23 protein-coding genes are annotated in these 21,841 nt (G+C 59.1%); 14 read left to right on the top strand and 9 right to left on the bottom strand.

All coding sequences use genetic code 11. The features are described 5' to 3' along the window. Window positions 1–8 precede the first annotated feature (8 nt). From G5149_RS17190 to pepE, 3 genes are all read left to right on the top strand, one after another. Window positions 9–821, top strand: a complete 813-nt coding sequence (locus G5149_RS17190; protein WP_416034445.1) for a heme ABC transporter ATP-binding protein — start codon at window positions 9–11, stop codon at window positions 819–821. 230 nt (window positions 822–1,051) lie between these two features. Beyond that, window positions 1,052–2,413: an endonuclease/exonuclease/phosphatase family protein gene (locus G5149_RS17185; RefSeq protein ID WP_088868604.1), complete on the top strand. Its 1,362-nt coding sequence runs from the start codon at window positions 1,052–1,054 to the stop codon at window positions 2,411–2,413. Window positions 2,414–2,658: 245 nt separating this feature from the next. Beyond that, a complete protein-coding gene (gene pepE, locus G5149_RS17180) occupies window positions 2,659–3,384 on the top strand; it encodes a dipeptidase PepE (RefSeq protein ID WP_421213104.1) in 726 nt (241 codons plus the stop codon). 119 nt (window positions 3,385–3,503) lie between these two features. Here pepE and G5149_RS17175 read toward each other — a convergent pair whose 3' ends face one another. From G5149_RS17175 to dnaB, 3 genes are all read right to left on the bottom strand, one after another. Then, window positions 3,504–3,923 carry a secondary thiamine-phosphate synthase enzyme YjbQ gene (locus G5149_RS17175; protein ID WP_421213102.1) on the bottom strand — a complete coding sequence of 140 codons (420 nt, stop codon included), beginning with the start codon at window positions 3,921–3,923 and terminating at the stop codon, window positions 3,504–3,506. Further along, window positions 3,923–4,996 (bottom strand): alanine racemase, encoded by a 1,074-nt coding sequence (alr, locus tag G5149_RS17170; RefSeq protein WP_164537587.1) that lies wholly within the window; start codon window positions 4,994–4,996, stop codon window positions 3,923–3,925. The genes G5149_RS17175 and alr overlap by 1 nt, the downstream gene beginning before the upstream one ends. A 199-nt stretch (window positions 4,997–5,195) precedes the next feature. Further along, window positions 5,196–6,590: a replicative DNA helicase gene (dnaB, locus tag G5149_RS17165; protein WP_026035132.1), complete on the bottom strand. Its 1,395-nt coding sequence runs from the start codon at window positions 6,588–6,590 to the stop codon at window positions 5,196–5,198. Window positions 6,591–6,953: 363 nt separating this feature from the next. On the opposite strand from dnaB, the gene G5149_RS17160 reads away from it, so the two are divergent. Next, on the top strand, window positions 6,954–7,814 hold the full coding sequence (locus tag G5149_RS17160; RefSeq protein WP_110304330.1) for a Tim44 domain-containing protein: 861 nt from the start codon (window positions 6,954–6,956) through the stop codon (window positions 7,812–7,814). A 190-nt stretch (window positions 7,815–8,004) separates the two neighbouring features. Here G5149_RS17160 and ushA read toward each other — a convergent pair whose 3' ends face one another. Continuing rightward, the gene (gene ushA, locus G5149_RS17155) at window positions 8,005–9,729 is read right to left on the bottom strand and encodes a bifunctional UDP-sugar hydrolase/5'-nucleotidase UshA (RefSeq protein ID WP_158114150.1); all 1,725 of its coding nucleotides are present in this window, start codon (window positions 9,727–9,729) and stop codon (window positions 8,005–8,007) included. A 267-nt stretch (window positions 9,730–9,996) separates the two neighbouring features. Between ushA and G5149_RS17150 the strand changes: the two genes are divergently transcribed. From G5149_RS17150 to G5149_RS17140, 3 genes are all read left to right on the top strand, one after another. After that, window positions 9,997–10,341: a DUF2956 domain-containing protein gene (locus G5149_RS17150; protein WP_158114151.1), complete on the top strand. Its 345-nt coding sequence runs from the start codon at window positions 9,997–9,999 to the stop codon at window positions 10,339–10,341. A gap of 143 nt (window positions 10,342–10,484) precedes the next feature. Continuing rightward, complete coding sequence (locus G5149_RS17145) at window positions 10,485–10,820, top strand: hypothetical protein (protein ID WP_005358483.1); 336 nt, start codon at window positions 10,485–10,487, stop codon at window positions 10,818–10,820. A 113-nt stretch (window positions 10,821–10,933) separates the two neighbouring features. Next, window positions 10,934–11,803 carry a hypothetical protein gene (locus tag G5149_RS17140; RefSeq protein WP_216978130.1) on the top strand — a complete coding sequence of 290 codons (870 nt, stop codon included), beginning with the start codon at window positions 10,934–10,936 and terminating at the stop codon, window positions 11,801–11,803. 54 nt (window positions 11,804–11,857) lie between these two features. Here G5149_RS17140 and G5149_RS17135 read toward each other — a convergent pair whose 3' ends face one another. Continuing rightward, the gene (locus tag G5149_RS17135) at window positions 11,858–13,264 is read right to left on the bottom strand and encodes a sigma-54-dependent transcriptional regulator (RefSeq protein WP_158114153.1); all 1,407 of its coding nucleotides are present in this window, start codon (window positions 13,262–13,264) and stop codon (window positions 11,858–11,860) included. A gap of 151 nt (window positions 13,265–13,415) precedes the next feature. After that, a complete protein-coding gene (gene fkpA, locus G5149_RS17130; RefSeq protein ID WP_005335283.1) occupies window positions 13,416–14,219 on the bottom strand; it encodes an FKBP-type peptidyl-prolyl cis-trans isomerase in 804 nt (267 codons plus the stop codon). Between the two features lie 118 nt (window positions 14,220–14,337). Between fkpA and G5149_RS17125 the strand changes: the two genes are divergently transcribed. Together G5149_RS17125 and G5149_RS17120 are read left to right on the top strand one after the other, a co-directional pair. Continuing rightward, on the top strand, window positions 14,338–15,306 hold the full coding sequence (locus G5149_RS17125) for a hypothetical protein (protein ID WP_421213099.1): 969 nt from the start codon (window positions 14,338–14,340) through the stop codon (window positions 15,304–15,306). A gap of 14 nt (window positions 15,307–15,320) precedes the next feature. Beyond that, window positions 15,321–15,536 (top strand): SlyX family protein, encoded by a 216-nt coding sequence (locus tag G5149_RS17120; RefSeq protein WP_005335285.1) that lies wholly within the window; start codon window positions 15,321–15,323, stop codon window positions 15,534–15,536. A gap of 100 nt (window positions 15,537–15,636) precedes the next feature. Here G5149_RS17120 and slyD read toward each other — a convergent pair whose 3' ends face one another. Then, the gene (gene slyD / locus G5149_RS17115; protein ID WP_005348264.1) at window positions 15,637–16,308 is read right to left on the bottom strand and encodes a peptidylprolyl isomerase; all 672 of its coding nucleotides are present in this window, start codon (window positions 16,306–16,308) and stop codon (window positions 15,637–15,639) included. A 143-nt stretch (window positions 16,309–16,451) separates the two neighbouring features. Continuing rightward, window positions 16,452–16,655, bottom strand: coding sequence for a YheV family putative zinc ribbon protein (locus G5149_RS17110; RefSeq protein WP_005335287.1), 204 nt, complete (start codon window positions 16,653–16,655; stop codon window positions 16,452–16,454). A 39-nt stretch (window positions 16,656–16,694) separates the two neighbouring features. On the opposite strand from G5149_RS17110, the gene G5149_RS17105 reads away from it, so the two are divergent. The 3 genes from G5149_RS17105 to G5149_RS17095 all read left to right on the top strand — a co-directional run bounded on the left by G5149_RS17105 (window position 16,695) and on the right by G5149_RS17095 (window position 19,459). Then, the gene (locus tag G5149_RS17105; protein ID WP_421213097.1) at window positions 16,695–17,354 is read left to right on the top strand and encodes a hypothetical protein; all 660 of its coding nucleotides are present in this window, start codon (window positions 16,695–16,697) and stop codon (window positions 17,352–17,354) included. Window positions 17,355–17,507: 153 nt separating this feature from the next. Then, window positions 17,508–18,407, top strand: a complete 900-nt coding sequence (locus tag G5149_RS17100) for a chemotaxis protein (protein ID WP_371178290.1) — start codon at window positions 17,508–17,510, stop codon at window positions 18,405–18,407. Window positions 18,408–18,472: 65 nt separating this feature from the next. After that, window positions 18,473–19,459, top strand: a complete 987-nt coding sequence (locus G5149_RS17095) for a hydrolase (protein WP_421213094.1) — start codon at window positions 18,473–18,475, stop codon at window positions 19,457–19,459. Here G5149_RS17095 and G5149_RS17090 read toward each other — a convergent pair. Next, window positions 19,438–20,541 carry a membrane-associated sensor domain-containing protein gene (locus G5149_RS17090; RefSeq protein ID WP_421213092.1) on the bottom strand — a complete coding sequence of 368 codons (1,104 nt, stop codon included), beginning with the start codon at window positions 20,539–20,541 and terminating at the stop codon, window positions 19,438–19,440. The genes G5149_RS17095 and G5149_RS17090 overlap by 22 nt on opposite strands. Window positions 20,542–20,686: 145 nt before the next feature. On the opposite strand from G5149_RS17090, the gene G5149_RS17085 reads away from it, so the two are divergent. Together G5149_RS17085 and G5149_RS17080 are read left to right on the top strand one after the other, a co-directional pair. After that, on the top strand, window positions 20,687–20,911 hold the full coding sequence (locus G5149_RS17085) for a YheU family protein (protein ID WP_005348275.1): 225 nt from the start codon (window positions 20,687–20,689) through the stop codon (window positions 20,909–20,911). Between the two features lie 52 nt (window positions 20,912–20,963). After that, entirely contained in the window at window positions 20,964–21,833 is an 870-nt protein-coding gene (locus G5149_RS17080) for a phosphoribulokinase (protein ID WP_421213090.1), read from the top strand. The last annotated feature ends 8 nt before the right edge of the window (window positions 21,834–21,841 follow it).

The following is a 21,841-nucleotide window of genomic DNA, read 5'->3' as shown; positions in this document are numbered from 1 at the left end:
GGACTGTTATGCAACCACTCTCATCCTCACTCTCCTCCCCCCTGTTGAGCTGCACACGACTCAGCCTGCGCCGTGGCCAGCGCCAGATCCTGGATGGGCTCGATCTTAGTCTCGAGAGCGGCACCCTCACCGCGCTACTCGGCCCCAACGGGGCGGGCAAGAGCTCGCTACTCAAGTGCCTGACCGGCGAGCTGGAATATGAGGGCTCCATCACCCTGTTTGGCGCGGATCGCCAGCAGTGGGACAGCAGCCAGCTTGCCCACCGGCTCGGGGTATTGCCGCAAAGCTCCTCCCTCAACTTCCCCTTTCTCTGCGAGGAAGTGGTCGCCATGGGGCGCCTGCCACACAGTGAACCGGCGGCGCGGCGCGACGAGATTGTGGCTGCGGCCATGACCCACGCCGGGGTCGAGCATCTGGCCAAGCGGCTCTATCCCGGGCTCTCCGGCGGCGAGCGGCAGCGGGTGCAGTTTGCCCGGGTGCTGGCGCAGATTTGGCAAGCCCCCTCCCCGACCGAGCAGGCCGAGCAACCCCGCTTGCTGCTGCTCGACGAACCCACCTCGGCGCTGGATCTGAAATACCAGCACCAGCTGCTCACCATGGCGCGCGCCCTCGCCAGCCGCAATACAGCTGTGCTGGTGGTGCTACACGACCTCAATCTGGCGGCGCGCTATGCCGATCGGCTGGTGATGCTGGAGCGGGGCAAGCTGATGGCCGATGGCACGCCTGCCGGGGTGCTGACCCCTGAGCTGATCGCCCGTCTCTATGACTATCCGGCACAGGTGATCCACCACCCCGAGAGCGGCCTGCCGATGGTGGTGTGACAAATTCAGAGTGCGGTAACGGCTGGAAGCGCGCCATTCATCCCGGAAACTGCAGCGTAAAAACCGGTTTTTCACACCCCATATCGCCCTGCTAACATTCATCATCGCCAGATATGTGGTGTGAATATCCTCACACTTTGCTCAGGCAAAACCCCCGCAGCATCACCGTCTACTTATAATGACGCCGCCTCACAGAAGGCATAACTCATTGATGCTACGGAATAATTACAATGAAGAATATCAACAAGACCCTACTGGCTGCCGCCATCTCCCTCGGGATGCTGGCTGGCTGCAACAGCGACAACGACTCAAAGGCAGCTGATCCCATGGTTCGTTTTGCCACCTTCAACCTCTCTTTTGACCGCACTGCCGCCGGTATGCTGACCGGTGAGCTGGCGCTGACCCGCACCGAGCAGGATGCCCTGCTGGCCCGCCTCGCCGAAGGGAGCCTGAGCGGCGCCACTGAAACCAAAGCCAAGAACGTGCAGCAGATCCGCAACGTGGCGGAGATCATCCAGCGCACCCGCCCGGATGTGTTCCTGCTCAACGAGTTCGACAACGACGGCAAAGGCGAGAGCACCGCCGATCTGAAAGCCTTCAACGACAACTATCTGGCTCACGCCCAGCACGCAGAGGTGACGGCCATCAGCTATCCGGTGATGCAGAACTTCGCCACCAACACCGGCCTGATGAGCGGTTATGACCTCAATCTGGATGGCAAGGTCAACAGCGGCCCCGACGATGCCTGGGGCTTTGGCAACTATCACGGCCAGTACGCCTTTGCGGTGATGTCCAAATATCCCATTGACACCAAGCAGATCCGCACCTTCCAGAACTTCAAGTGGAAGGATATGCCGGGCGAGCAGAACCCCATCATCGATGACTGCAACAATCCCAAGGTCAAGATCCCGGCCAGCCGCCAGTGTGGTGATGCCTGGTATTCAGACGCAGCCTGGCAGCAGTACCCGCTCTCCTCCAAGAACCACGCCGATGTGCCGGTACGGATCAAGACCGAGAAAGGGGAAGAGGTGATCCACTTCCTGATCTCCCACCCGACCCCGCCGATCTTTGCCAACGCGGCGCGTCACACCGTCAAGCACAACCGCGCCGAGATCGCCTTCTGGAATGATTACGTCAAGGGTCTCAACTACATGACCGATGACAAGGGCACCAAGGGTGGGCTGGCCAAAAACGCCAAGTTCGTTATCGCGGGTGATCTCAACGCCGATCCGCTCACCGGTGACGGTGACCTGACCGCCATTCAGGATCTCCTTAACAACCCGCTGATGAATCAGGCCATCACCAATGGCACCCTGATCCCGGTCAGCGAAGGGGGCCCGGAGTGTGTCAGCAAGGGGGCCGACTGCAAACGCAACCTCACTCGCCCCAACCCGGAACGCATCACCAACTCCAGCGTGCTGCAGCTGGATCACGTCATCCCCTCCGCCAACCTCAACGCGGTCAAGAGCGGCGTCTTCTGGCCTGCCAGCTTCGAGGCCGGTTATCACCTGGTCTATGACGCGAAACTCGGCATCGCCAAGGGAGTCAGTTCGGATCACCGCATGGTATGGGTCGATCTCAAACTCGACTAACTCTGCCATGACCCCGCTGCGGTGGGGTCTTTTATTGGCGATGGGTGGCGAGCTGAACACTGCTCGTTAATCCACCGCCCTGCCATTGGATTATCCATCCATAACTCCTCCATGGCCTTTGAATGGGCCTCGCGATCACAGAACCACCGCGCCAATGGTGGTAGCATGCCTCCTCTTGCCATCCGGCCGCACGGCGGATACGGTGGCCCTCCCTCCTCCGCTTTCACTTTTTGAGGAACGATTTGATGGAACTGCTTCTACTAAGCAATGGTAAAGCCAACGAATTTCCGGGTCTGCTCGGCTGGGCCCGCGATCGGGTTCAAAGCCTGCTCGCGCGCAAACAGGTCAAGCGCATCCTGCTCATCCCCTACGCGGTGATCCGCAGCGACTGGGATGCCCGCGCCAACGAACTTACAGAGAGCCTCGGGATCGAGACCATCAGCATTCACCACTTCGATGATCCGGTCGCGGCCGTCAATCAGGCCGACGCCATCTTTATCAGTGGCGGCAACACCTGGCGCCTCAACCAGATGCTGCATGAAAACGGCCTGATCGTGCCGATCCAGCGTGCCGTGCGCGAACGGGGCGTCCCCTATGTGGGCTGGAGCGCCGGTTGCAACGTGGCGACCCCGAGCATCCGCACCACCAACGACATGCCGGTCTGCAACGCCGCCGTGCTGCCCGCGCTGGGCCTGTTCCCGCTGCAAATCAACCCGCACTATCTGGATGCCAGCATCAGCGGACACATGGGCGAAACCCGCGACGAGCGTCTGGCCGAGTTCTGCGCCATCAACCCGAGCGAATACGTGGTGGCCCTGCGCGAAGCGAGTCTGCTGCAGATCAGCGGCGATACCGTTGAGTACTGGAGCGCCCGTGAGCAGGACTTCAAGATCTTCAAACAGGGTCAGGAGCCGCAAGCCTTTATGGACGCCGCCCCGCTGGCCGAGCTGACCCCCTTCAAGGTCGGCTGAGCCACGCAGAGCACCGCGCCACTGGCAGGCGGATAGCTCGCGAAACCGTTAAAACAAAAGAGGGATGGCTCAATGCCATCCCTCTTTTTATCGTCATCTTTCGGCTGGTTGCAGCCTGATTACTCACCCTGCAGGGTCACCAGCACCTTGCGGGCACCGCCATCGACGCGATGTTCGCCAAGCCAGATCCCCTGCCAGGTGCCGAGCGCCAGCTGACCATCACGGATCGGCAGCAGCAGGCTCACCCCGAGCAGGGAGGATTTGATGTGGGCGGGCATGTCATCCGGCCCCTCATAGGTGTGGCGATAGTAGGGGGCATCCTCCGGCGCCAACCGGTGCAGATGGGCCTCCATATCGCTGCGCACACTCGGATCGCAGTTCTCGTTGAGAGTGAGCGAGGCGGAAGTGTGTTGCAGCAGCAGGTGCGCCATGCCGACCCGGTAATCCGTCAGCATCGGCAGCTTGGCCACCAGCTCGTCCGTCACCAGATGAAAGCCCCGCGAACGGGGCTTCAACGTCAGCAGGCACTGCTGCCACATCAGACGTACTCCATAAAGACGCGGGAGGTGAGCTTGGTGATGAGTTCGTAGGGGATGGTGCCAATCTCGTCGGCCACCCGCTCCACCGGCAACCCCTCGCCCCACAGTACCGCCTCGTCGCCGGGCTTGTCGGTGGCGCCAGGCCCGAGATCGACCGTGCTCATATCCATGGAGACACGCCCCACCAGCGGCACGATGCGACCGTTGATCAGCACGGAAGTGCCGTTGGGCGCCATGCGCGGATAGCCGTCACCATAGCCGATGGCGATCACCCCGAGCCGGGTATCGCGATCCGCCACCCAGTTGGCGCCGTAGCCCACCGGCTCGCCCGCCTTGTGATCCCGCACCGCAATCAGCTGGGTCTTCAAGGTCATCACCGGTTGCAGGTCGTAATCGGCTGCCACCGTGTTAGGGAACGGCGACACGCCATAGAGGATGACGCCGGGGCGAACCCAGTCGCAGTGGGAGTCTGGCCAGGCCAGAATGCCCGCCGAGTTGGCCATGGCCCGCTCGCCCGCCAGCGGTGCGGTCAACTTGCTGAACAAGTCGATCTGCTCGCGGGTGGTGGGCTGCTCCAGCTCATCGGAGCGGCTGAAGTGGGTCATGATGTTGAACGGCTGCACCACGTTCTTGCACTTGCCGAGTCGTTCGATAAAGGCGGGCATCTCGTCGGCACGTACCCCGAGGCGATGCATGCCGGTGTCGAGCTTGAGCCAGGCAACCACGGGCGCTGGCAGCTCAACCTGCTCCAGCGCTTCGAGCTGCTCCCAGGTGTGAACCGCCGTCTGCAGGTTGTTGGCCGCCAGCACCGGCAGATCGTCGGCAGAGAAGAATCCCTCCAGCAGCACGATGGGTTTGACCACGGCGCAGGAGCGCAGCATCAGCGCCTCTTCGATACGGGCCACCGCATAGGCATCCGCATCCACCAGGGTGCGAGCGACCGGCAGCAGTCCGTGGCCATAGGCGTTGGCCTTGACCACAGCGATGATCTTGCAAGCGGGAGCGTGGCGCTTGACCACGGCGAGGTTGTGGCGCAAGGCCGCAGTGTTGATTTGGGCAGTAGCCGCTTTCATGGTTTTCCCTTACGAGGGCACAAATGGTCTCCCCCTCATCGGGCAGAAGACCGCCACTCACTTATCGTCGTCGAAGGCCGGACCGGCATAATTGTCGAACCGGGAAAACAGGCTCTGACGGGCTGCCTTGCAGTGAATGGCAAGCGGGTCAGAGCGGTGGTGGCAATCCTGACCACAGGATTGCCATGATTGTTACTTATCAATAATCGTCGTCAAACGCCGGACCGGCGTAGTTGTCGAACCGGGAGAACTGACCCTGGAAGGTGAGGCGCACCCGGCCGATGGGGCCGTTACGCTGCTTGCCGATAATGATCTCGGCAATCCCCTTGTCCGGGCTGTCATCGTGATAAACCTCATCACGATAGATAAACATGATCAAATCCGCATCCTGCTCGATGGAACCCGATTCACGAAGGTCCGAGTTGACCGGGCGCTTGTCGGCCCGCTGTTCCAGGCTTCGGTTCAACTGGGAGAGCGCCACCACCGGGCACTGCAGCTCTTTCGCCAAGGCCTTGAGGGAGCGGGAGATCTCGCCGATCTCCAGGGTACGGTTGTCAGAGAGCGCCGGCACCCGCATCAGCTGCAGGTAGTCCACCATGATCATGGATAGGCCACCGTGCTCGCGTGCCACCCGACGGGCACGGGAACGTACATCGGTCGGAGTGAGGCCGGAGGCGTCATCGATATACATCTTGCCCTTCTCCAGCAGCAATCCCATGGTGGAGGAGAGGCGTGCCCAATCCTCGTCGTCGAGCTGACCGGTACGCACCTTGGTCTGGTCGATACGACCGACCGAGGCGAGCATACGCATGATGATCTGCTCGGAGGGCATCTCCAGCGAGAAGATAAGCACCGGCTTGTCGGCCGTGAGGGCCGCATGCTCACAGAGGTTCATGGCAAAGGTGGTCTTGCCCATGGAGGGACGGGCCGCAACGATGATCAAATCCGAACGCTGCAAACCGGCGGTCATCTTGTCGAGATCGTTGTAACCGCTCGATACCCCGGTCACCCCGTTGTGCGGCGTCTTGAACAGCTCTTCAATCTTGTCGACGGTCTGCTCGAGGATGAGCTTCAGGGGCTGGGGCCCCTCGTTGGCGCTGGTGCGCTGCTCGGCAATCTTGAATACCTTGCTCTCGGCAAGATCCAGCAGATCGCCTGATGTACGGCCTTGCGGCTCGTAGCCCGCTTCGACTATCTCGTTGGCGACCGAGATCATCTCCCGCACCACCGCTCGCTCGCGCACGATTTCGGCGTAGGCGTTGATGTTGGCGGCACTCGGGGTGTTCTTGGCGATCTCCACCAGATAGGCGAAGCCACCCGCCTCTTCCAGCTGTTCGGAGCGCTCCAGCTCCTCCTGCAGGGTGATGAGGTCGATGGGGTTGCCCGCGTTGGAGAGGCGGGTCATGGCCTGGAAGATCAACCGGTGCGGACGGCTGTAGAAATCCTGATCGATCACCCGTTCGGCAACCCGATCCCAGGCATCATTATCCAGCATCAGGCCGCCCAGTACGGACTGTTCGGCCTCAAAAGAGTGGGGAGGAACTTTCAGCTGTTGTGTCTTGGCGTCTTTTTTCGCCGTCACTTGCTCTGCCATACACATAAAAACCGCAGCGGGAAGGGGACGGGAATTTTACAAAAGAAAGCCAACTACGGCGAGCCCTATCTGGCGGCTCATACCATCATAAAGGGCCAAACCAGAGTCTGCTCTACCTTGACCATTTTGATTTTGCTTCGCATTTTGCGCTCCTTGCGACTCAATCTTCTGCTTTTCATCCGGTTTACTCCTCTTGTTTGACGCCGCATCGCGGCTACCTCGTTCATGAATAATTCATGCCAGAGGTGATATTGATGAATACAAGCTGCGACACAATTAGGGACAGGCAGCCTGCCATGCGCCTTGCTGAGCTTGCCAAAGCGGAGCATGCCCCACCCACAGACGAGAGTGAAAAGAGTCAAAATGAAAAAGATGCTGACCCTGTTTGCCGTGATCCTGGCCATTGGCCTGGGGGCACCTCACGCCGAAGCCAAGAAATTTGGCGGCGGCAAATCCTTTGGTAAAAGTTACAAAACTGCGCCGGCCCAGCCTGCGGCCAAACCGGTCGACAACAAGAATCCGACACTGAATGCCCAGACGCCGCCGAAAAAGAGCGGCATGATGGGTGGCCTGCTGGGCGGCCTGCTGGCTGGCGGCCTGTTTGCCTACCTGCTGGGCAGCGGTGCCTTTGAAGGTCTGCAAGGAATGGACTTCCTGCTGATCGCCCTGCTGGCGCTGGGTGCCGTCTTCCTGATCCGTACCCTGCGCAAGGGCAAGGTCGCGACACCACAGCCACAACAGGCAGCCTATGCGGGCTATCAGCCACCGCAATCCACGGCCCCGCAGCAGTTTGAGCAGAGCAACAGCGCACCGCAAGCCACCGGCTTTGCCGACAGCGATGTGCCGTTCCGCCTGCCGCCAGGCTTTGACATGAACAGCTTCCTGGCCGGTGCCCGCGATCACTATCGCACCCTGCAAGAGGCGTGGAACAAGAACGATCTGGAAAAGGTGCGCGAGTACGTCAGCCCCGAGCTGTTTGAACAGCTCAAAGCCGAGCGCGCCGAACTGACTGGCGACCAGCACACCGAAGTGATGTACGTCGATACCCAGCTGGTACGCGCCGACTACGGCAGCGACTGGGCTCAGGTAAGCGTGCGCTTCAGCGGCCGCTACATGGACCGTCAGGAGCAGGTCGAGGAAGACATTAAAGAGGTGTGGCACCTCGAGCGCGATCTGGCCAAGAACAATGCCCCCTGGCATATCGTCGGTATCGAACAGCTGTAAGGTTTAGATTGTCACTACGCAAGAGGCGGCCCACGGGCTGCCTCTTTTCATTTCATCCCCTCACCTCATACAGGCGATGGCTATCGTCATTGATGATTGAAGAGTTGTAACCGCCACCCAAACAACGACAAAGGGCAGCCACCGGCTGCCCTTTCGGATCACATCTGGGGCTATGCGCCCCGCTGACGAATCAGTTACACCCTTCGGTAGACGTTGAGTTCAGATAGCTCACCTCATTGCCTGGCTGATAATCGGCCACGTTGATGGTCTTCTTGATTTCGATGAACTCTTTCAGCACGGCAGCATCGACCAACCCGGCATTGATGGTATCGATCTTCGGATAGCCGTCACCACCGGAGGCGCTGAAGCTCGGGATCGCGAAGCTGTAGGTTGCTGCCGGATCAAACGCCTTGCCACCGATACTGGTGATATTGACGCTCTTGGCTTGGCAATCCACCGCCATGTTGATACCGCCAAACTGGGCATAACCACCGGTATTGCGGGTCTTGGTTGCCACCTGGCCCAGATAGGTCGCCAGATCACTCCCCTTCATGGCCGCCTTGTTGACCGTGTTGCCAAACGGGTGCACCAGCAGCACGCTGCGGTAGGTGATATCACCGGCCGGGATGCTGTCACGCACACCACCTGAATTGACGATACCAAAGTCGACCCCCAGCTTGCTGCTGGTCGCCGTGGTGATGAGACGACCCAGGTTGGTCTGTTTGTTGCGAACCGAGTTGCGATCACCAACCAGCAAGCCATCTGCCGAGCCAATGACGACATTCAGCTCTTGCTGACCTTTCTCCTGATAACCCAGCAGGGTGTTATACAGCTCGGGGTCCTTGGTGATCTCATCCTGGATCAACACCATGTTGGCCGGGTCCTTGGTCACGGCACCGTTGGCATCGATCGCCTCGCCCTTGGCATTGCGCTTGATCAGGTTGACCGGGATCAGGTCATAGCTGGTCAGGGTCAGCTTGCCATTCTGGTAGTCAAACTGGGCGCGGCCCACATACTTGCCCCACTCGTGAGCCTGCATGATCCAGGTACCGTTTTGCTGATCTGGCTGGCAGTTATCACCCGGTTTGAAATTGGCGTACTTGTTGGTGGTGCCCGGTTCCATACAGACCGGATTCTGGGAGTGACCACCAATGATGGCATCCAGAGTCCCTGCCGGCAGCGCACGAGCCATCTCTACATCGCCCGGCGCGTTGCTACCGTGCTGACCATCGGCATAGTGGCCCATGTGGGTGATGGCAAAGACCAGATTGGCCTCCTTGTTGTCACGGATCTGTTTGCCCAGCTTGGCCGCCTCGCTGGTCGGATCGCGGAACTCCAGGGTCTGCACGTTGTTGGGATCCACCAGCTGGGCGGTATCCTCGGTAGTCAGCCCCAGCACGGCGACCTTGAGGCCGCTCTCCAGCTTGAACACCTTGTAGGGGTCAAAGTAGTGTTTACCGCTGGCCTTGTCATAGATGTTGGCCGAGAGCATGGGGAACTGAGCCCACTTACGCTGCTTTTCCAGCACGCTGAGGGGGTTGTCGAATTCATGGTTGCCCACCGCCATCGCATCGTAGCGAATGCTGTTCATGCCGACGAAGTCAGGCTCGGCATCCTGCAGATCGGACTCCGGCACCCCGGTATTCACGTCACCACCGGAGAGCACCAACACCTCGCTGCCAGCAGCCTTGGCCTCGCTACGCAGCTGCTCGACCAGAGTCTTCTGGGCAGCCATACCATACTCATTTTCGGCGTTGTGCCAGAAACGGCCGTGGGTATCGTTGGTGTGCAGGATGGTCAGTTTGCAGACATTTTCGGTGCAGGGTGCAACGGTGTCATTGCTCGAGGTATTACAGCCAGTCAGTGCAGCAAGCACGGCCAGTGCCACGCCGCCTTTGATGAAGTTATTATTCATATCCATATCACCTTGATTGTTTTGTTATTTAATGACCTTATCCAGCCGGTCGGGCGCCAATATAACAAACTACAGATGACCGTTTTTCATCGATGACTCACAAATTCCGTTAATTGTGATCTTCACCCCAACATAGAGCTTCTTATTGATTTCTAGAGTTTTTCGTTGAGATGTCACTCACTTGCAACGCCTTGTTATCAAGGTGGCGCCACGTATACGCCCCTTTATGGCATACTCCCCAGCCAACCATGCCCGAGGAGAGAGTTGATGGCCAAGTACGACAAGATTTCCCCCGAGACCCAGCAGGAGGCGATGAAAATTGCCCGTGCCAACCAGAAGCCGGGGCAGACCAAAGAGCAGACCCAGCTTATTGCGCAAGGGATCCAGAAAGGCATCGACGAATACAAGAAGCAGATGAAGGCGCGGGCCCGCGAAGCAAGCCGCCAGAAAAAATGGCAGGCCAAAGCCAGGCAGCCACAGGGCACGCCCCAAACCGAAGTGCAAGACGATCAGCTTGAACTGGTTGAAGTAAGCCATCAGCATCTCCTTCCCTGGATCTTGCTGGTGTTGAGCTGGCTGGGATTTGCAGCAGCCTGGTTCTGGTCGCACTAAGACGCGCTAGCAAACCTTTATCCGGGATCCTCTTCACAGCCCGGGCCCGGGCTGCTGGTGATTACCTGCGAAGAGTGGTTAAATCCCGCGCCTCTTGCACCGGACAACCGGTTTTTTGACGATCAGTTTTCAGGAAAGATGTTATGAACCCCGCTCCGCTCTATCTGCTGGCCCCTTTTGTTCTGTTCCTTGTGACCATGCTGCTCTATCGCATTTCGCCGCTGCGGGCGGTCGCCGCCGGTGGGGTACGCTGGTTTATCCTGCCGGCCTTCACCCTGTTTATTTTGCTGATCATCATCAATGGAGCCGCCGATCCCGCCCTGCGCGATCCGGCATTCCACTGGTTGATGCCGGGCCTTGGCTTTGCCCTGAGCCTGTTTCCGGCCCTGCCCAAGGCGCTGGTGCCACGGCTCGCCATCAAGGAGGGGGCCTTTGCCGCCCTCGGTCTGATGCTGATGAGCCTGGCCATGGTCTACTGACCAACTGGCCACAGCCGTTAACATGACTCAAGGGGCGCTCTGTGACGGGCGCCCCTTGTACAAATAATGGCCGGCAGGCATCTTGGTGACAGGATAACCAGCAAGGAGGCCAGATGGACAATCCGCCCGATTTCATGGCGCTGTGGGATTATCAGGATCCCGCCGCCAGCGCCCTTCGTTTTCACACCCTTCTTCCCGAAGCGCGCGCCGCCGCCGACCTGCAACTCGAACTGGAGTTGCTGACCCAAATTGCCCGTACCCATTCGCTGCAGCGCCAATTTGCCGAAGCCCACCAGCAACTCGACGAGATAGAGCCTCGCCTCACCGATCAAACCCCCAGAGCACGGATCCGGGCCCTGCTGGAGCGAGGCCGCACCTTTAACTCGGCGGGCGACAAAGCCAGTGCCAAACCGCTGTTTGAACAAGCTTGGCAATGGGGGCTCAAGGAGAAGGAGACCTATCTTGCTATCGACGCCGCCCACATGATCGCCATCGCCGCACCGCTGGAAGAGCAGAGCCGCTGGCATCAACTGGCGATGGAGCTGGCGGAACGCAGCAGTGACGAGAAGGTGCGCGGCTGGCTGGCCCCCCTTTACAACAATCAGGGCTGGACCCTGTTCGAACTGGGCCGCTTCGAGGAGGCGAAAATCCAGCAACAGAAGTGCCTGGCCTGGCATCTGCAACATAACCAGCCGGCCAAGGCGTTTATCGCCCGCTGGAGTCTGGCTCGCCTGACCCGGGCCCAGGGTCAGCACCAGCAGGCGCTGGCAGAGCTGCACCAGCTCAAGGCCGATATGGCCGAGGCTGGCGAACCTGAGGATGGTTATCTGTTCGAGGAGCTGGGGGAGAATGCCTTGGTGCTGGACGATCCGCTGGCCGCGGAATACTTCTCCCGCGCCTGGTTTCTGCTGTCACAGGACCGCTGGTTCAGCGCCAACGAGGGGGAGCGGCTGACCCGCCTCAAGCGCCTCGCCAAACTCTGATCCCCAAAATAGCAAGGGCGGCACGCTAGCCGCCCTTTCTGCTGGCAAGATGGTTCAGGCCCGATTGGACTCTTCCCACCCCTGCTTTTTACGGTAAATGGTGGAGGGGCTGATCTCGAGCAGGGCCGCCGCTTTGGGAATGTTGCCGTCACAGCTGGCGATGGCCTGTTCGATCACCTCTTTTTCCACCAGCCAGAGCGGGCGGATAGGCCCGTTGGCCACTCCGGTGGCGGCCGGAGCCGATGCCACCGCTGCCGCAATCGCAGCCGGCAGTTGGGGGCGAACCCCATTGAGCGGTGGCGGCAGAATATCCGGGCTCACCAGCTCCTTGTCGTTGAGCACCACGATATTGCGCACCACGTTTTGCAGCTCGCGTACGTTGCCAGGCCAGGGGTAGTCGAGCAGCACTCGCGCCGCCTCGACATCGAAATCCTTGAAGCGTTTGTTCTCCTCCTTGGCGTAGCTCTGCAGCAGGGTACGCGCCAGCAGCAGGATATCCTCGCCCCGCTCCCGCAGCGGCGGCAGGGTGAGGGGAATGACGTGGAGCCGATAGTAGAGATCCTCGCGAAAACGGCCCGCTTTTACCTCGACCAGCGGATCCCGGTTGGTGGCGCAGATAAAGCGGACATCCACCGTCTCGAGCTTGCCACTGCCGACTCGCTGCACTGTGCCGGTCTGAATAAAGCGCAGCAACTTACTCTGCAGATCCAGGTCCATCTCGCAGATCTCGTCGAGAAACAGGGTACCGCCATCAGCCAGACTGGCTGCCCCCTTGCGATCCCCCTGGGCGCCGGTAAAAGAGCCCTTCACATGACCGAAGATCTCGCTCTCCATCAAATCGTGGGGAATGGCGGCGCAGTTGAGGGCAATAAAGGGCTGCTCGCTGCGGGGACTGCACTGGTGAATCGCCTCGGCACACACCTCTTTGCCGGTGCCGCTCTCGCCAGTGATAAAGACGGTCGCCTTGCTGGGCGCCGCGCTCTCGATGATGCGATAGACCGCCTGCATCGCCATGGAGGCACCGATAAAACCGAAGAAGGAGCAGCGCTCGAAGTTCTCCCGATAGTGGGCAACCAGCGAGCTCAACTGCTGGTGTTTCAAGGCATTGCGGACGGTGGCGCAGAGCCGCTTGCTGTCAAACGGCTTGGTCAGAAAATCGAAGGCACCGAGGCGCATCGCCTCCACCGCCACATCCACCGAGCCGTGGGCGGTGATCACCACCACCGAGCAGGGCAATTGCTGTTCGGTGATCATTTGCAGAATATCCATACCGGACATATCCGGCAGCTCCAGATCCAGCAGCACCACGGGGGGAGGACTTGCCAGCAACTGCGCCAACGCTTGTTGACCACAGTCGGCCAGCACCACCTCATACCCCTCCTGGCGCAGGTACTGTTCATAGACCACCGCCAGACTACGGGTATCTTCCACCAGTAGGACACGCGATTTATTTTCAGCCACTGGACTCATCCTTGTATTTGATTCTGCGATCTATTTTGCCTTATTTTCGCGCGCAAACCCAACGCCAAGACAACTCTGTTATCCCGCGATTGCAGGGAATACACAAGTAAAAACGGCTCCTTAAGGAGCCGTTTTTAACTACAAGAAGGGATTACTTCTTGGCGTCATCAGCAGTCGGCTTCTCGATAGCCAGCAGCTCAACGTCAAACACCAGCACGGCGTTCGCCGGGATGGAGCCTGCACCGTGCTCGCCATAGGCCAGCTTGGACGGCAGGAAGAACTTGAACTTGGAGCCAACCGGCATCAGCTGTACGCCTTCAGTCCAACCCGGGATAACCTGGTTGAGCGGGAAGGTAGCCGGCTCGCCGCGATCGACGGAGCTGTCGAACTTGGTGCCGTCGGTCAGGGTACCGGTGTAGTGCACCTTGACGATGTCGGTAGATTTCGGCTTGGCACCAGTGCCCATCTTCTCGACCACGTATTGCAGGCCGGATTCAGTGCTCTTCACACCCTCTTTCTTGGCGTTTGCAGCCAGGAACTCTTCACCCTTCTTCAGATTCTCAACGGCGTCTTTCTCGGCCTTGGCCTTGGTCAGCTCGTTGATCTTGGCATCGTAATCCTGCAGTACCTTCTGGATCTCTTCATCAGTCATCTTGGCTTCTTTGCCCAGACCGTCGGTCACCCCTTTCAGGATCACGGCGTTGTCCAGTTTGATGCCCAGTTCCTGCTGACGCTCCAGGGTATTGGCGATGTAACGACCCATGGAGAGGCCAATTGCGTAGCCAGATTGCTCTTCAAAGCTCTTGGCTTCGGCCTTGGTCGCCTCTGCCGGCTTGCTGGCTTCTGCCTTCACTTCGGCGGTATTGGCCGCAGCAGGCTTCTCGTCTTTTTGGCAAGCAGTCAGACCGACGGCAACCGCCGCCGCCAACAGGGACACCTTCAGAAATTTGTTCATCAGTTTCTCCAAACTCCAAATACCGCTCTCGGTTCCATCGTGAAATGAGAGGTTTATCGTGATAAGCGCCTTATACTAACGCCGTGATCGCAGGTAACAAAAGCGTGAGACCGCAAAAATGATAAAAAGTGCCATTTATCTGGTGAGCCTCTGTTTAATGCTCACCGGTTGCGAGCAGAGCTCCCAACCCAACCAGCAAATGCCCCTCGCCAGCACGGGTCTGCTGACCGCAGATCTCTCCAGTGATGGCAAGCAGGCCATCGTCTCCAGCATCAGCCAGGGCATCATCGTCTGGGATCTGGAACATAACCGTCAACGCTGGCGCTGGAAGCAATCCGACTCGGCGGATGATCTGGTATTCATTACCCGTTTTTCCGAAGGCAACAGCCATGCCGTCACCGCCACCCCCGATACCTTTGCAACCTGGCGGCTGAGCGACGGGCAATCACAAGGCTACTACTCACTTCCTGAATCCAGGCTGAGGGACATCGCGCTCTCTGCCGACGGTCGTTATGTGCTGATCGGGCGGGAAGATGGCAAAGCTGAGTGGCTCGATACCCGAAGCGGTCGTCGCCTGCAGTTTCTGGGGCACACCGAGCAGGTCAATACGGTGGATCTCTCCGCTAACGGTCGCTATGCCCTGACCGGCGGCAACGACTATAGCGCCTATCTGTGGGATACCCGTAGCGGGCAGGTGATCTGGCGCTTCAACCATGGTGGCCGGGTGATCATGGCCAGACTGGAGCCGAGCGGCCGCTACGCCTTCACCGCCGACAGCAGCCGGGCCAGCATCTGGGATCTGAAAACCGGCAAGGAGGTGAGTCAGCTGCAATATGATCACCGCTTCGAGGTTTACACCAGCGCCCGCTTTGCCAACGATGGCAAGTGGCTCATCACCGGCGCCCCTTCCCGTCAGCTCTCGCTGTGGCAAGTGAGCGATGGTGCCCTGCTGCAGAGCTGGCGCGTCTCGCCGCAACCCAAGGTGAAACCGCCCAGCGCAGTAGTCTACGGCGTCGCTTTGCGCGACAATAGCCACCTTGTCAGTGCCAGCTCCAGTGGTCTGGCCGAAATCTGGACAATCAAGTAAGGACCCGAAGGCCCATGAGTCAGCAACTTAACGATCGCATCGAAACCCTGGAAACCCGTCTCGCCTATGCGGAGTACACCATAGAGCAGCTCAACGACGAGGTAACCACCCAGGGCCGTGAACTCGATCGACTCAAATACCAGATCCAGCTGCTGATCGACAAACTGCAAAGCGTACAACCCAGCCAGATTGCCAGCATGGCCGAAGAGACCCCTCCGCCGCACTACTGAACCGGCGCTATCTCTGGTCTGGCGACATGGCTTGGCACCACTGTCAGCCAATAAAAAACCCGCGATTATCGCGGGTTTTTTATCATCGGCCTGGCCGTGATCAGTGGTGATGACCCTTGCCACCACAACCGCCACCACCGCAGCAACCGCCGTGACCATGGTCATCACCGTGGTCGTGGCCATGATCGTGACCGTGGCCAGCACCGCCGCAGCAACCGCCCTGGCCGTGATCCTCATCATGGTCGTGACCATGACCACCACAGCAGCCGCCGTGATCGTGGTCATGACCGTGATCGTGACCGCAACCACCGGCACCGTGAACGTGGCCGTGAGCCAGCTCTTCGGCAGTGGCAGCACGCACGTCCTTGATCTCGACCTTGAAGCCCAGAGTCACACCAGCCAGCGGATGGTTGCCATCCACCTTGACGAACTCTTCGGACACTTCAACCACGGTCACCGGACGGTGGCCATCGTCGGTTTCAGCCACAAAAGTATCCCCTTCGGAGACTTCCATGCCATCGAACAGCTCGCCCGGTACTTCTTGTACCAGTGTCTCGTCATATTCGCCGTAGGCCTGGCTCGGTGCCAGAGTCACTTCGAAGGCTTCACCTACCGCGCGACCTTCCAGCTCGGCTTCCAGGCCTGAGACCAGGTAACGGGTGCCGTGCAGATAGACCAGCGGCTCTTTGCCGACAGTGCTGTCGATGACTTCACCGTGCTCGTCGGTGACTGTGTATTCCAGCGTAACCACGCTCAGAGGAGCTACTTTCATGTCAGGATCCTGCGGATAGAAAAAAACGGGCTCAGAATACCCTAAAAAGCGGGCCGCGCATATGCCGTGCGGCGCCACTGAGTGACGAAAAAAACGGCAACAGCGTCAGCAAGGAGACCCTCATTCCACCCGCCGTTCCCTTATCAGGGGCGAAACACCCCGATCACCTCTTCCGCCTCGCGAGTCTGCTTGTCGACCTCGGCAGGCGTTTGTACCTGGGTATCGCCACAGGCGACGCAGGTCACCTTCTCGACTCCATGCTCCAGATACAGCATCATGTTGTCCAACTTGCCGCACGCCGGGCAGACTGCACCGGCAATGAAGCGTTTTTTACGTCTGGTTTCCATATTTGTTACCTCCAGGCAGCATCATATCAGGGTTTTTACATGCATCACGCCATCGAGTATCACCATTTTTCCTGCCAGGGCCTGCACGCCGGCAACCGCAAACGAACTCCGGTCGGGCAGCTGTTGCGGATCACCCGGGGCGCCGCGCTGCTGAGACTGGGCCAACATGAGCTATTGCTGCCGGCAGGCAGCAGCTTCTGGCTCTGCGCCGATGCCCTCGCCGCCTTCAGCCCCCTCAGCGGTTGCGAGTACGATCAGCTGAATGTCTCTTTGCGCGTGGCTCAGCCGCAGCAGGCAGGCTGGCTGCAGACGACCCCGCTGCTCGATGCCCTGCTCGACTCGCTAGCCCGGTGGCAACGTCCGAAAGAGTGGCAAGGGGCCTACGGTCAGCGACTGCAGGTGATCCTGGATGAGCTGCAACAGTGCGCCATCAGCCAGCAGGGTTATGGTGAGCTGCAAGCTTGCTGGCAAGCGCTGGCCAATGGCCAGCCGGAGTCTCTGCAACAGTGGGCACAACAAGCCGATGCGCCGATGGAAGGGAGTAAATTGCAACAACAGTGGCAACTTCTACAGGCGCTCAGATTGCTCAAGGGCGGCAGCAAACCCGCGCAGGTGGCCAGCAAGCTGGGTTATGCCGATGAGGCCTCATTGCAAGCAGCCTGCCAGCAGTGGGGAGTTGGCGAAGATGGTGATCAATAACCGGATGCCGGTGTGAATGCGCCAACTAAATTGGCTGAACGAGTCCAGTTTTTTGCCAGATGGTCGTTAACAAGGAAGGGCCATCCCCACCGTAATCCTTTATGCTAGAGACCTGAAGTGACTGCCAACGTTTCGACCAACAGGACATCTGCCATGACGAGCAAAGCCAATCAATCCCAAGGCATGTTGCTGTTTCACCTTTCGGCCCAGCAATCCTTTGCCATCGGTACTCTCAAGGTGAAGGAGATAGTCCCTTACACCCAGCTGACCGCCATGCCACACTCGCATCCGACCGTGTTGGGGGCCGCCAACATGCGCGGTTCCACCATTCCGGTGATCGACATGGCGATGGCGGTGGGTTATCGCCCCATCAGCAAGGAGGAGATGCCCCATTGCTTCATCATCATCACCGACTGCCGCCGTACCCTGGTGGGCTTTCTGGTACGGGGTATCGACAAGATCACCGAGTGCAACTGGCGCGATATCGAATCACCTCCCGCCGCCCTCGGCCACAATGTCTTCGTAACCGGTGTAACCCGGGTCAATGACCAGCTGATCCAGTTGCTGGACGTGGAGCTGATCCTCTCCCGGGTCTATCCGGACGATCCGAGCCACCTCTATCCGGTACTGACCGATGTGCAGCGGGAGCGGATCAAGCCGATGCGGATCCTGCTGGTTGATGACTCCTCGGTTGCCCGCCGTCAGCTGATGGCCGCCCTCGACTACATCAATATCCCCTATGAGGTCTGTACCAATGGCAAGGATGCACTGACCCTGATGCAGCAACGGGCCAGCCAGAAGACCCCTATCGACATTCTGGTGAGCGATATCGAGATGCCGGGGCTTGATGGCTACGAGCTGGCCTTCGAGGTACAGAGCGACAGCAAACTGGCGGGAGCCTACATCATCCTCCACACCTCGCTCTCCAGCGAGATCAGTGTGGAGCGTGCCCATCAGGTGGGGGCCCATGAGGCGCTGACCAAGTTCGAGGCCAACGAGCTGATCCAGGCCATGCTGCGCGGCGCCGAACATCACGATCGCCTGCTGAAATAAACCAATGACTGGCGGGAGGTCACTTCTCCCGTCCTCTTTATCTTCGACACTGACCGGCTGACCCCATGCTGACCGAGAGCCACTTCCACGCCCCCTGGTGGGCCCGCAATCCTCATCTGCAGACCATATTGCCCAAATGGCTGCGCCGCCCCCCTGCCCGTTTTGTGGCTGAGCGTTTTGAACTGCAGGACGGGGACTTTGTCGACCTCGCCTGGAGCGGGGAAGTCAGCCTTGATGAACGGCCGCTGGTAGTGGTGTTTCACGGGCTGGAGGGGAGCATTCACTCCCACTATGCCAAGGGATTGTTCGCCCACCTGCAGCAAGAAGGCAGAGAGGCTGTGTTGATGCACTTTCGCGGTTGCAGTGGCGAGCCCAATCGCCACCTGCAAGCCTATCACTCCGGCGCCATCGGTGATGCGCAGGAGCTGATTGCCGAGCTGAGCCGGCGCTTCCCGGGCAAACCGCTGATCGCCATCGGCTTTTCACTGGGTGGCAATATGCTGGTCAATCTGCTGGCGCGAGCCTGTCCTGCGGCATTGAAAGCGGCGGTGGTGGTCTCGGCCCCGCTGCAACTGGCGAGCTGCGCCGAGCGGGTCAATCAGGGCTTCTCGAAGGTCTACCAGAACTATCTGCTGCGTACCATGCGCCGCAATCTGCTCAACAAAATCAGCCAGCAGCAGAAAGCGAGTGAACGCTGGCAACCCCAGCAAGTAGAGCAGATTGCCACCCTGCGTGATTTTGACGAGCTGGTCACCGCGCCACTGCACGGCTTTCACAGTGCAACCCACTACTACCAGAACTGCTCCGGCCTTCCCCTGCTGCGCCAGATCGCGATCCCGACCCTGATCATCCACGCCGCCGACGACCCTTTTATGTCACACGCCGTCATTCCACGGCCGGAGCAACTCTCGCCCACGGTGCGCTATGAGCTGAGCCAGCGCGGCGGCCATGTCGGCTTTCTGCACGGCACGCCCTGGCGGCCACGGTTTTGGCTGGATGAGCGGATCAGCCGCTGGATTGCCGAACAGAGTCACTCTGCAACACAGAACTGATTGCGTCCCAACTCCTTGGCCCGATAGAGCGCCTGATCGGCCCGCTCCAGTAGCTGCTCGCCACTCTCCCCGTTTCCCAGTGCTGCGATCCCCTGACTGATGGTCACCCGATCGGCGACGTCGGATGCCAGATGCTCAAGCTGCACTTCAGCCAGCCCATCCTGCAACCGCTGCGCTACCTTAGCTGCGCCCTGACTATCGGCATCGGGTAGCAGCAACACAAACTCCTCACCGCCGTAACGGGCAGCCAGCTCCGCCTCACTGCGCACCACACGCATCATCAACTGCGCCACTTCCCGCAGGCAGACATCTCCCGCCTGATGGCCATAGTGATCGTTAAAGCGCTTGAAGTAGTCCACATCAATGAGGATAAGGGCAAGCGGAGTGCTGCTCGACTGACTATGGGCTATGCAACGTTCGAGCTCCTGACTGAAGTGGCGCCGGTTGGCAAGACCGGTCAGTGGATCCTGCTTGGCCAGTGCATCGAGGCGCCGCAACAGAGCCAGATTGTCATGCTCGCGAATTACGGCCAACTCAAACCAGCGATGCAGCATCCGGCGGCCAACCTCCAGCGCCATGATGGTACATACCACTTCAAGCAGATAAAGCTGGGGAAAATCCACCTCCAGCCACCACAAGCGCGCAACGCCAAATAGCAACGGTACACTGAGATAGGCATACAGCACGCGTCGGTCGGGATAGAACGCGATCAGCGCGGCCAGTAAATTGAGGCGCATGATCCCGTTGGCATAGCTTGCACCTCCCCGCAGCTCAACTTCACCAATGGTGAAGATATGTAGCGTCCAGACGCCCCCCCAGACCAACATTACGACCAGTGCGCACCATAGCCAGACTCGATCCTGCATATGGTTGCAGAGCAGGGCTGCAACCGGCAGTAGCAGTAGCACTACCATGACAAAACCCAACTCACTCTGAAAACGCCATGGTAGAGCACCATCACTGGCCAGGCCCGCCTGACTGTAGACCTGGTAGCGTATCGCAAGAAACAGCACCACCAGCCAGTTCAACAGCCAGAACCAGACCATGCCGCGACTGATAGCCTGCCGGCGAGCAAGATCCATGTGAGCCGACATCGTTGAGGGGGCCCGGCGTTGCTCTTCAGACAACATGTCTCACACTCCACGAAACGCGTAAAAAGAGGTTGCACTCATTTTATTGCGCACAACAATAGCTGACAGTTATACCCTTTTGCATCGAGATCCCTTCATGATAATCCCCTGGCAAGCATTGGATGCCGATACCCTGACCAACCTGATCGAGCACTTTGTGCTGCAGGAAGGCACCGAATATGGCGAACATGATGTGCCGCTTGAGGCTAAGGTCGCTATGGTAAGGACTCAATTACAGCAAGGCATCGCCGTGATCGTCTATAGCGAGTTGCATGAATCGGTCAATATTGTGCCGCGTGATCGTTTCAACGAGCCGTCTTGACCATCTCGGGTTCACGCCCGTATAACGAAACTCCCAAGGAAGAGAGCATTCTATGTCGGCCAAGCATCCCATTATCGCCGTCACCGGGTCGTCCGGTGCCGGTACGTCTACCTCCACCATTGCCTTTAGATCTATGTTCCACCAGCTGGGTTATCAGGCGGCCGTGGTAGAAGGTGACAGTTTTCACCGCTATACCCGCCCCGAGATGGACGTGGCAATCCGCAAGGCGCGCGAGCAGGGACGCCACATCAGCTATTTTGGCCCCGAGGCCAATGACTTCGGCTTGCTGGAGAGCTTCTTCCAGGGCTATGGCCAGGATGGCACCGGTCAATATCGCCGCTATCTGCACAGCTTTGACGAGGCGGTCCCCTTCAACCAGATGCCCGGCACCTTTACCCCCTGGCAGCATTTGCCGAACGATACCGACCTGTTGTTCTACGAAGGGTTACACGGCGGTGTGGTCACCGAGGATCACAATGTGGCCCGCCACGTTGACTTTCTCATCGGCGTGGTGCCCATCGTCAACCTGGAATGGATCCAGAAGCTCATTCGCGATACCTCGGAGCGTGGCCACTCCCGTGAGGCAGTGACCGACTCCATCGTCCGTTCCATGGATGATTACATCAACTTCATTACCCCGCAGTTCTCCCGTACCCATATAAACTTTCAGCGAGTACCGACGGTGGATACCTCCAACCCCTTCAGCGCCAAGGTGATCCCGAGTCTGGACGAGAGTATGCTGGTGATCCGGTTTCGTGGCATAAAACAGGTTGATTTTCCCTACCTGTTGTCAATGATCGATGGATCATTCATGTCGCGGATCAATACCATCGTCGTGCCGGGCGGCAAGATGGGGTTTGCCATGGAGCTGATCCTCAAGCCACTGATCCAGCAACTGCTCGAAACGGGCAAAATCACCTGATACAAAGG

The sequence above is a fragment of the Aeromonas sp. 600479 genome (assembly GCF_049175515.1).
Lineage (GTDB): Bacteria > Pseudomonadota > Gammaproteobacteria > Enterobacterales > Aeromonadaceae > Aeromonas > Aeromonas veronii_A.
This window is presented reverse-complemented; position numbering and strand designations above follow the sequence as displayed.

What these genes read in the sequence shown, in the direction of transcription:
- G5149_RS17160 (WP_110304330.1), top strand. Translation starts at nt 6,954, where the DNA reads ATGAAAAAGATGCTGACCCTGTTTGCCGTGATCCTGGCCATTGGCCTG.
- fkpA (WP_005335283.1), bottom strand. Translation starts at nt 14,219, where the DNA reads ATGAACAAATTTCTGAAGGTGTCCCTGTTGGCGGCGGCGGTTGCCGTC.
- alr (WP_164537587.1), bottom strand. Translation starts at nt 4,996, where the DNA reads ATGAAAGCGGCTACTGCCCAAATCAACACTGCGGCCTTGCGCCACAAC.
- G5149_RS17190 (WP_416034445.1), top strand. Translation starts at nt 9, where the DNA reads ATGCAACCACTCTCATCCTCACTCTCCTCCCCCCTGTTGAGCTGCACA.
- dnaB (WP_026035132.1), bottom strand. Translation starts at nt 6,590, where the DNA reads ATGGCAGAGCAAGTGACGGCGAAAAAAGACGCCAAGACACAACAGCTG.
- ushA (WP_158114150.1), bottom strand. Translation starts at nt 9,729, where the DNA reads ATGAATAATAACTTCATCAAAGGCGGCGTGGCACTGGCCGTGCTTGCT.
- G5149_RS17145 (WP_005358483.1), top strand. Translation starts at nt 10,485, where the DNA reads ATGAACCCCGCTCCGCTCTATCTGCTGGCCCCTTTTGTTCTGTTCCTT.
- G5149_RS17125 (WP_421213099.1), top strand. Translation starts at nt 14,338, where the DNA reads ATGATAAAAAGTGCCATTTATCTGGTGAGCCTCTGTTTAATGCTCACC.
- pepE (WP_421213104.1), top strand. Translation starts at nt 2,659, where the DNA reads ATGGAACTGCTTCTACTAAGCAATGGTAAAGCCAACGAATTTCCGGGT.
- G5149_RS17110 (WP_005335287.1), bottom strand. Translation starts at nt 16,655, where the DNA reads ATGGAAACCAGACGTAAAAAACGCTTCATTGCCGGTGCAGTCTGCCCG.
- G5149_RS17080 (WP_421213090.1), top strand. Translation starts at nt 20,964, where the DNA reads ATGTCGGCCAAGCATCCCATTATCGCCGTCACCGGGTCGTCCGGTGCC.
- G5149_RS17175 (WP_421213102.1), bottom strand. Translation starts at nt 3,923, where the DNA reads ATGTGGCAGCAGTGCCTGCTGACGTTGAAGCCCCGTTCGCGGGGCTTT.
- slyD (WP_005348264.1), bottom strand. Translation starts at nt 16,308, where the DNA reads ATGAAAGTAGCTCCTCTGAGCGTGGTTACGCTGGAATACACAGTCACC.
- G5149_RS17140 (WP_216978130.1), top strand. Translation starts at nt 10,934, where the DNA reads ATGGACAATCCGCCCGATTTCATGGCGCTGTGGGATTATCAGGATCCC.
- G5149_RS17095 (WP_421213094.1), top strand. Translation starts at nt 18,473, where the DNA reads ATGCTGACCGAGAGCCACTTCCACGCCCCCTGGTGGGCCCGCAATCCT.
- G5149_RS17150 (WP_158114151.1), top strand. Translation starts at nt 9,997, where the DNA reads ATGGCCAAGTACGACAAGATTTCCCCCGAGACCCAGCAGGAGGCGATG.
- G5149_RS17100 (WP_371178290.1), top strand. Translation starts at nt 17,508, where the DNA reads ATGACGAGCAAAGCCAATCAATCCCAAGGCATGTTGCTGTTTCACCTT.
- G5149_RS17105 (WP_421213097.1), top strand. Translation starts at nt 16,695, where the DNA reads ATGCATCACGCCATCGAGTATCACCATTTTTCCTGCCAGGGCCTGCAC.
- G5149_RS17120 (WP_005335285.1), top strand. Translation starts at nt 15,321, where the DNA reads ATGAGTCAGCAACTTAACGATCGCATCGAAACCCTGGAAACCCGTCTC.
- G5149_RS17085 (WP_005348275.1), top strand. Translation starts at nt 20,687, where the DNA reads ATGATAATCCCCTGGCAAGCATTGGATGCCGATACCCTGACCAACCTG.
- G5149_RS17090 (WP_421213092.1), bottom strand. Translation starts at nt 20,541, where the DNA reads ATGGATCTTGCTCGCCGGCAGGCTATCAGTCGCGGCATGGTCTGGTTC.
- G5149_RS17185 (WP_088868604.1), top strand. Translation starts at nt 1,052, where the DNA reads ATGAAGAATATCAACAAGACCCTACTGGCTGCCGCCATCTCCCTCGGG.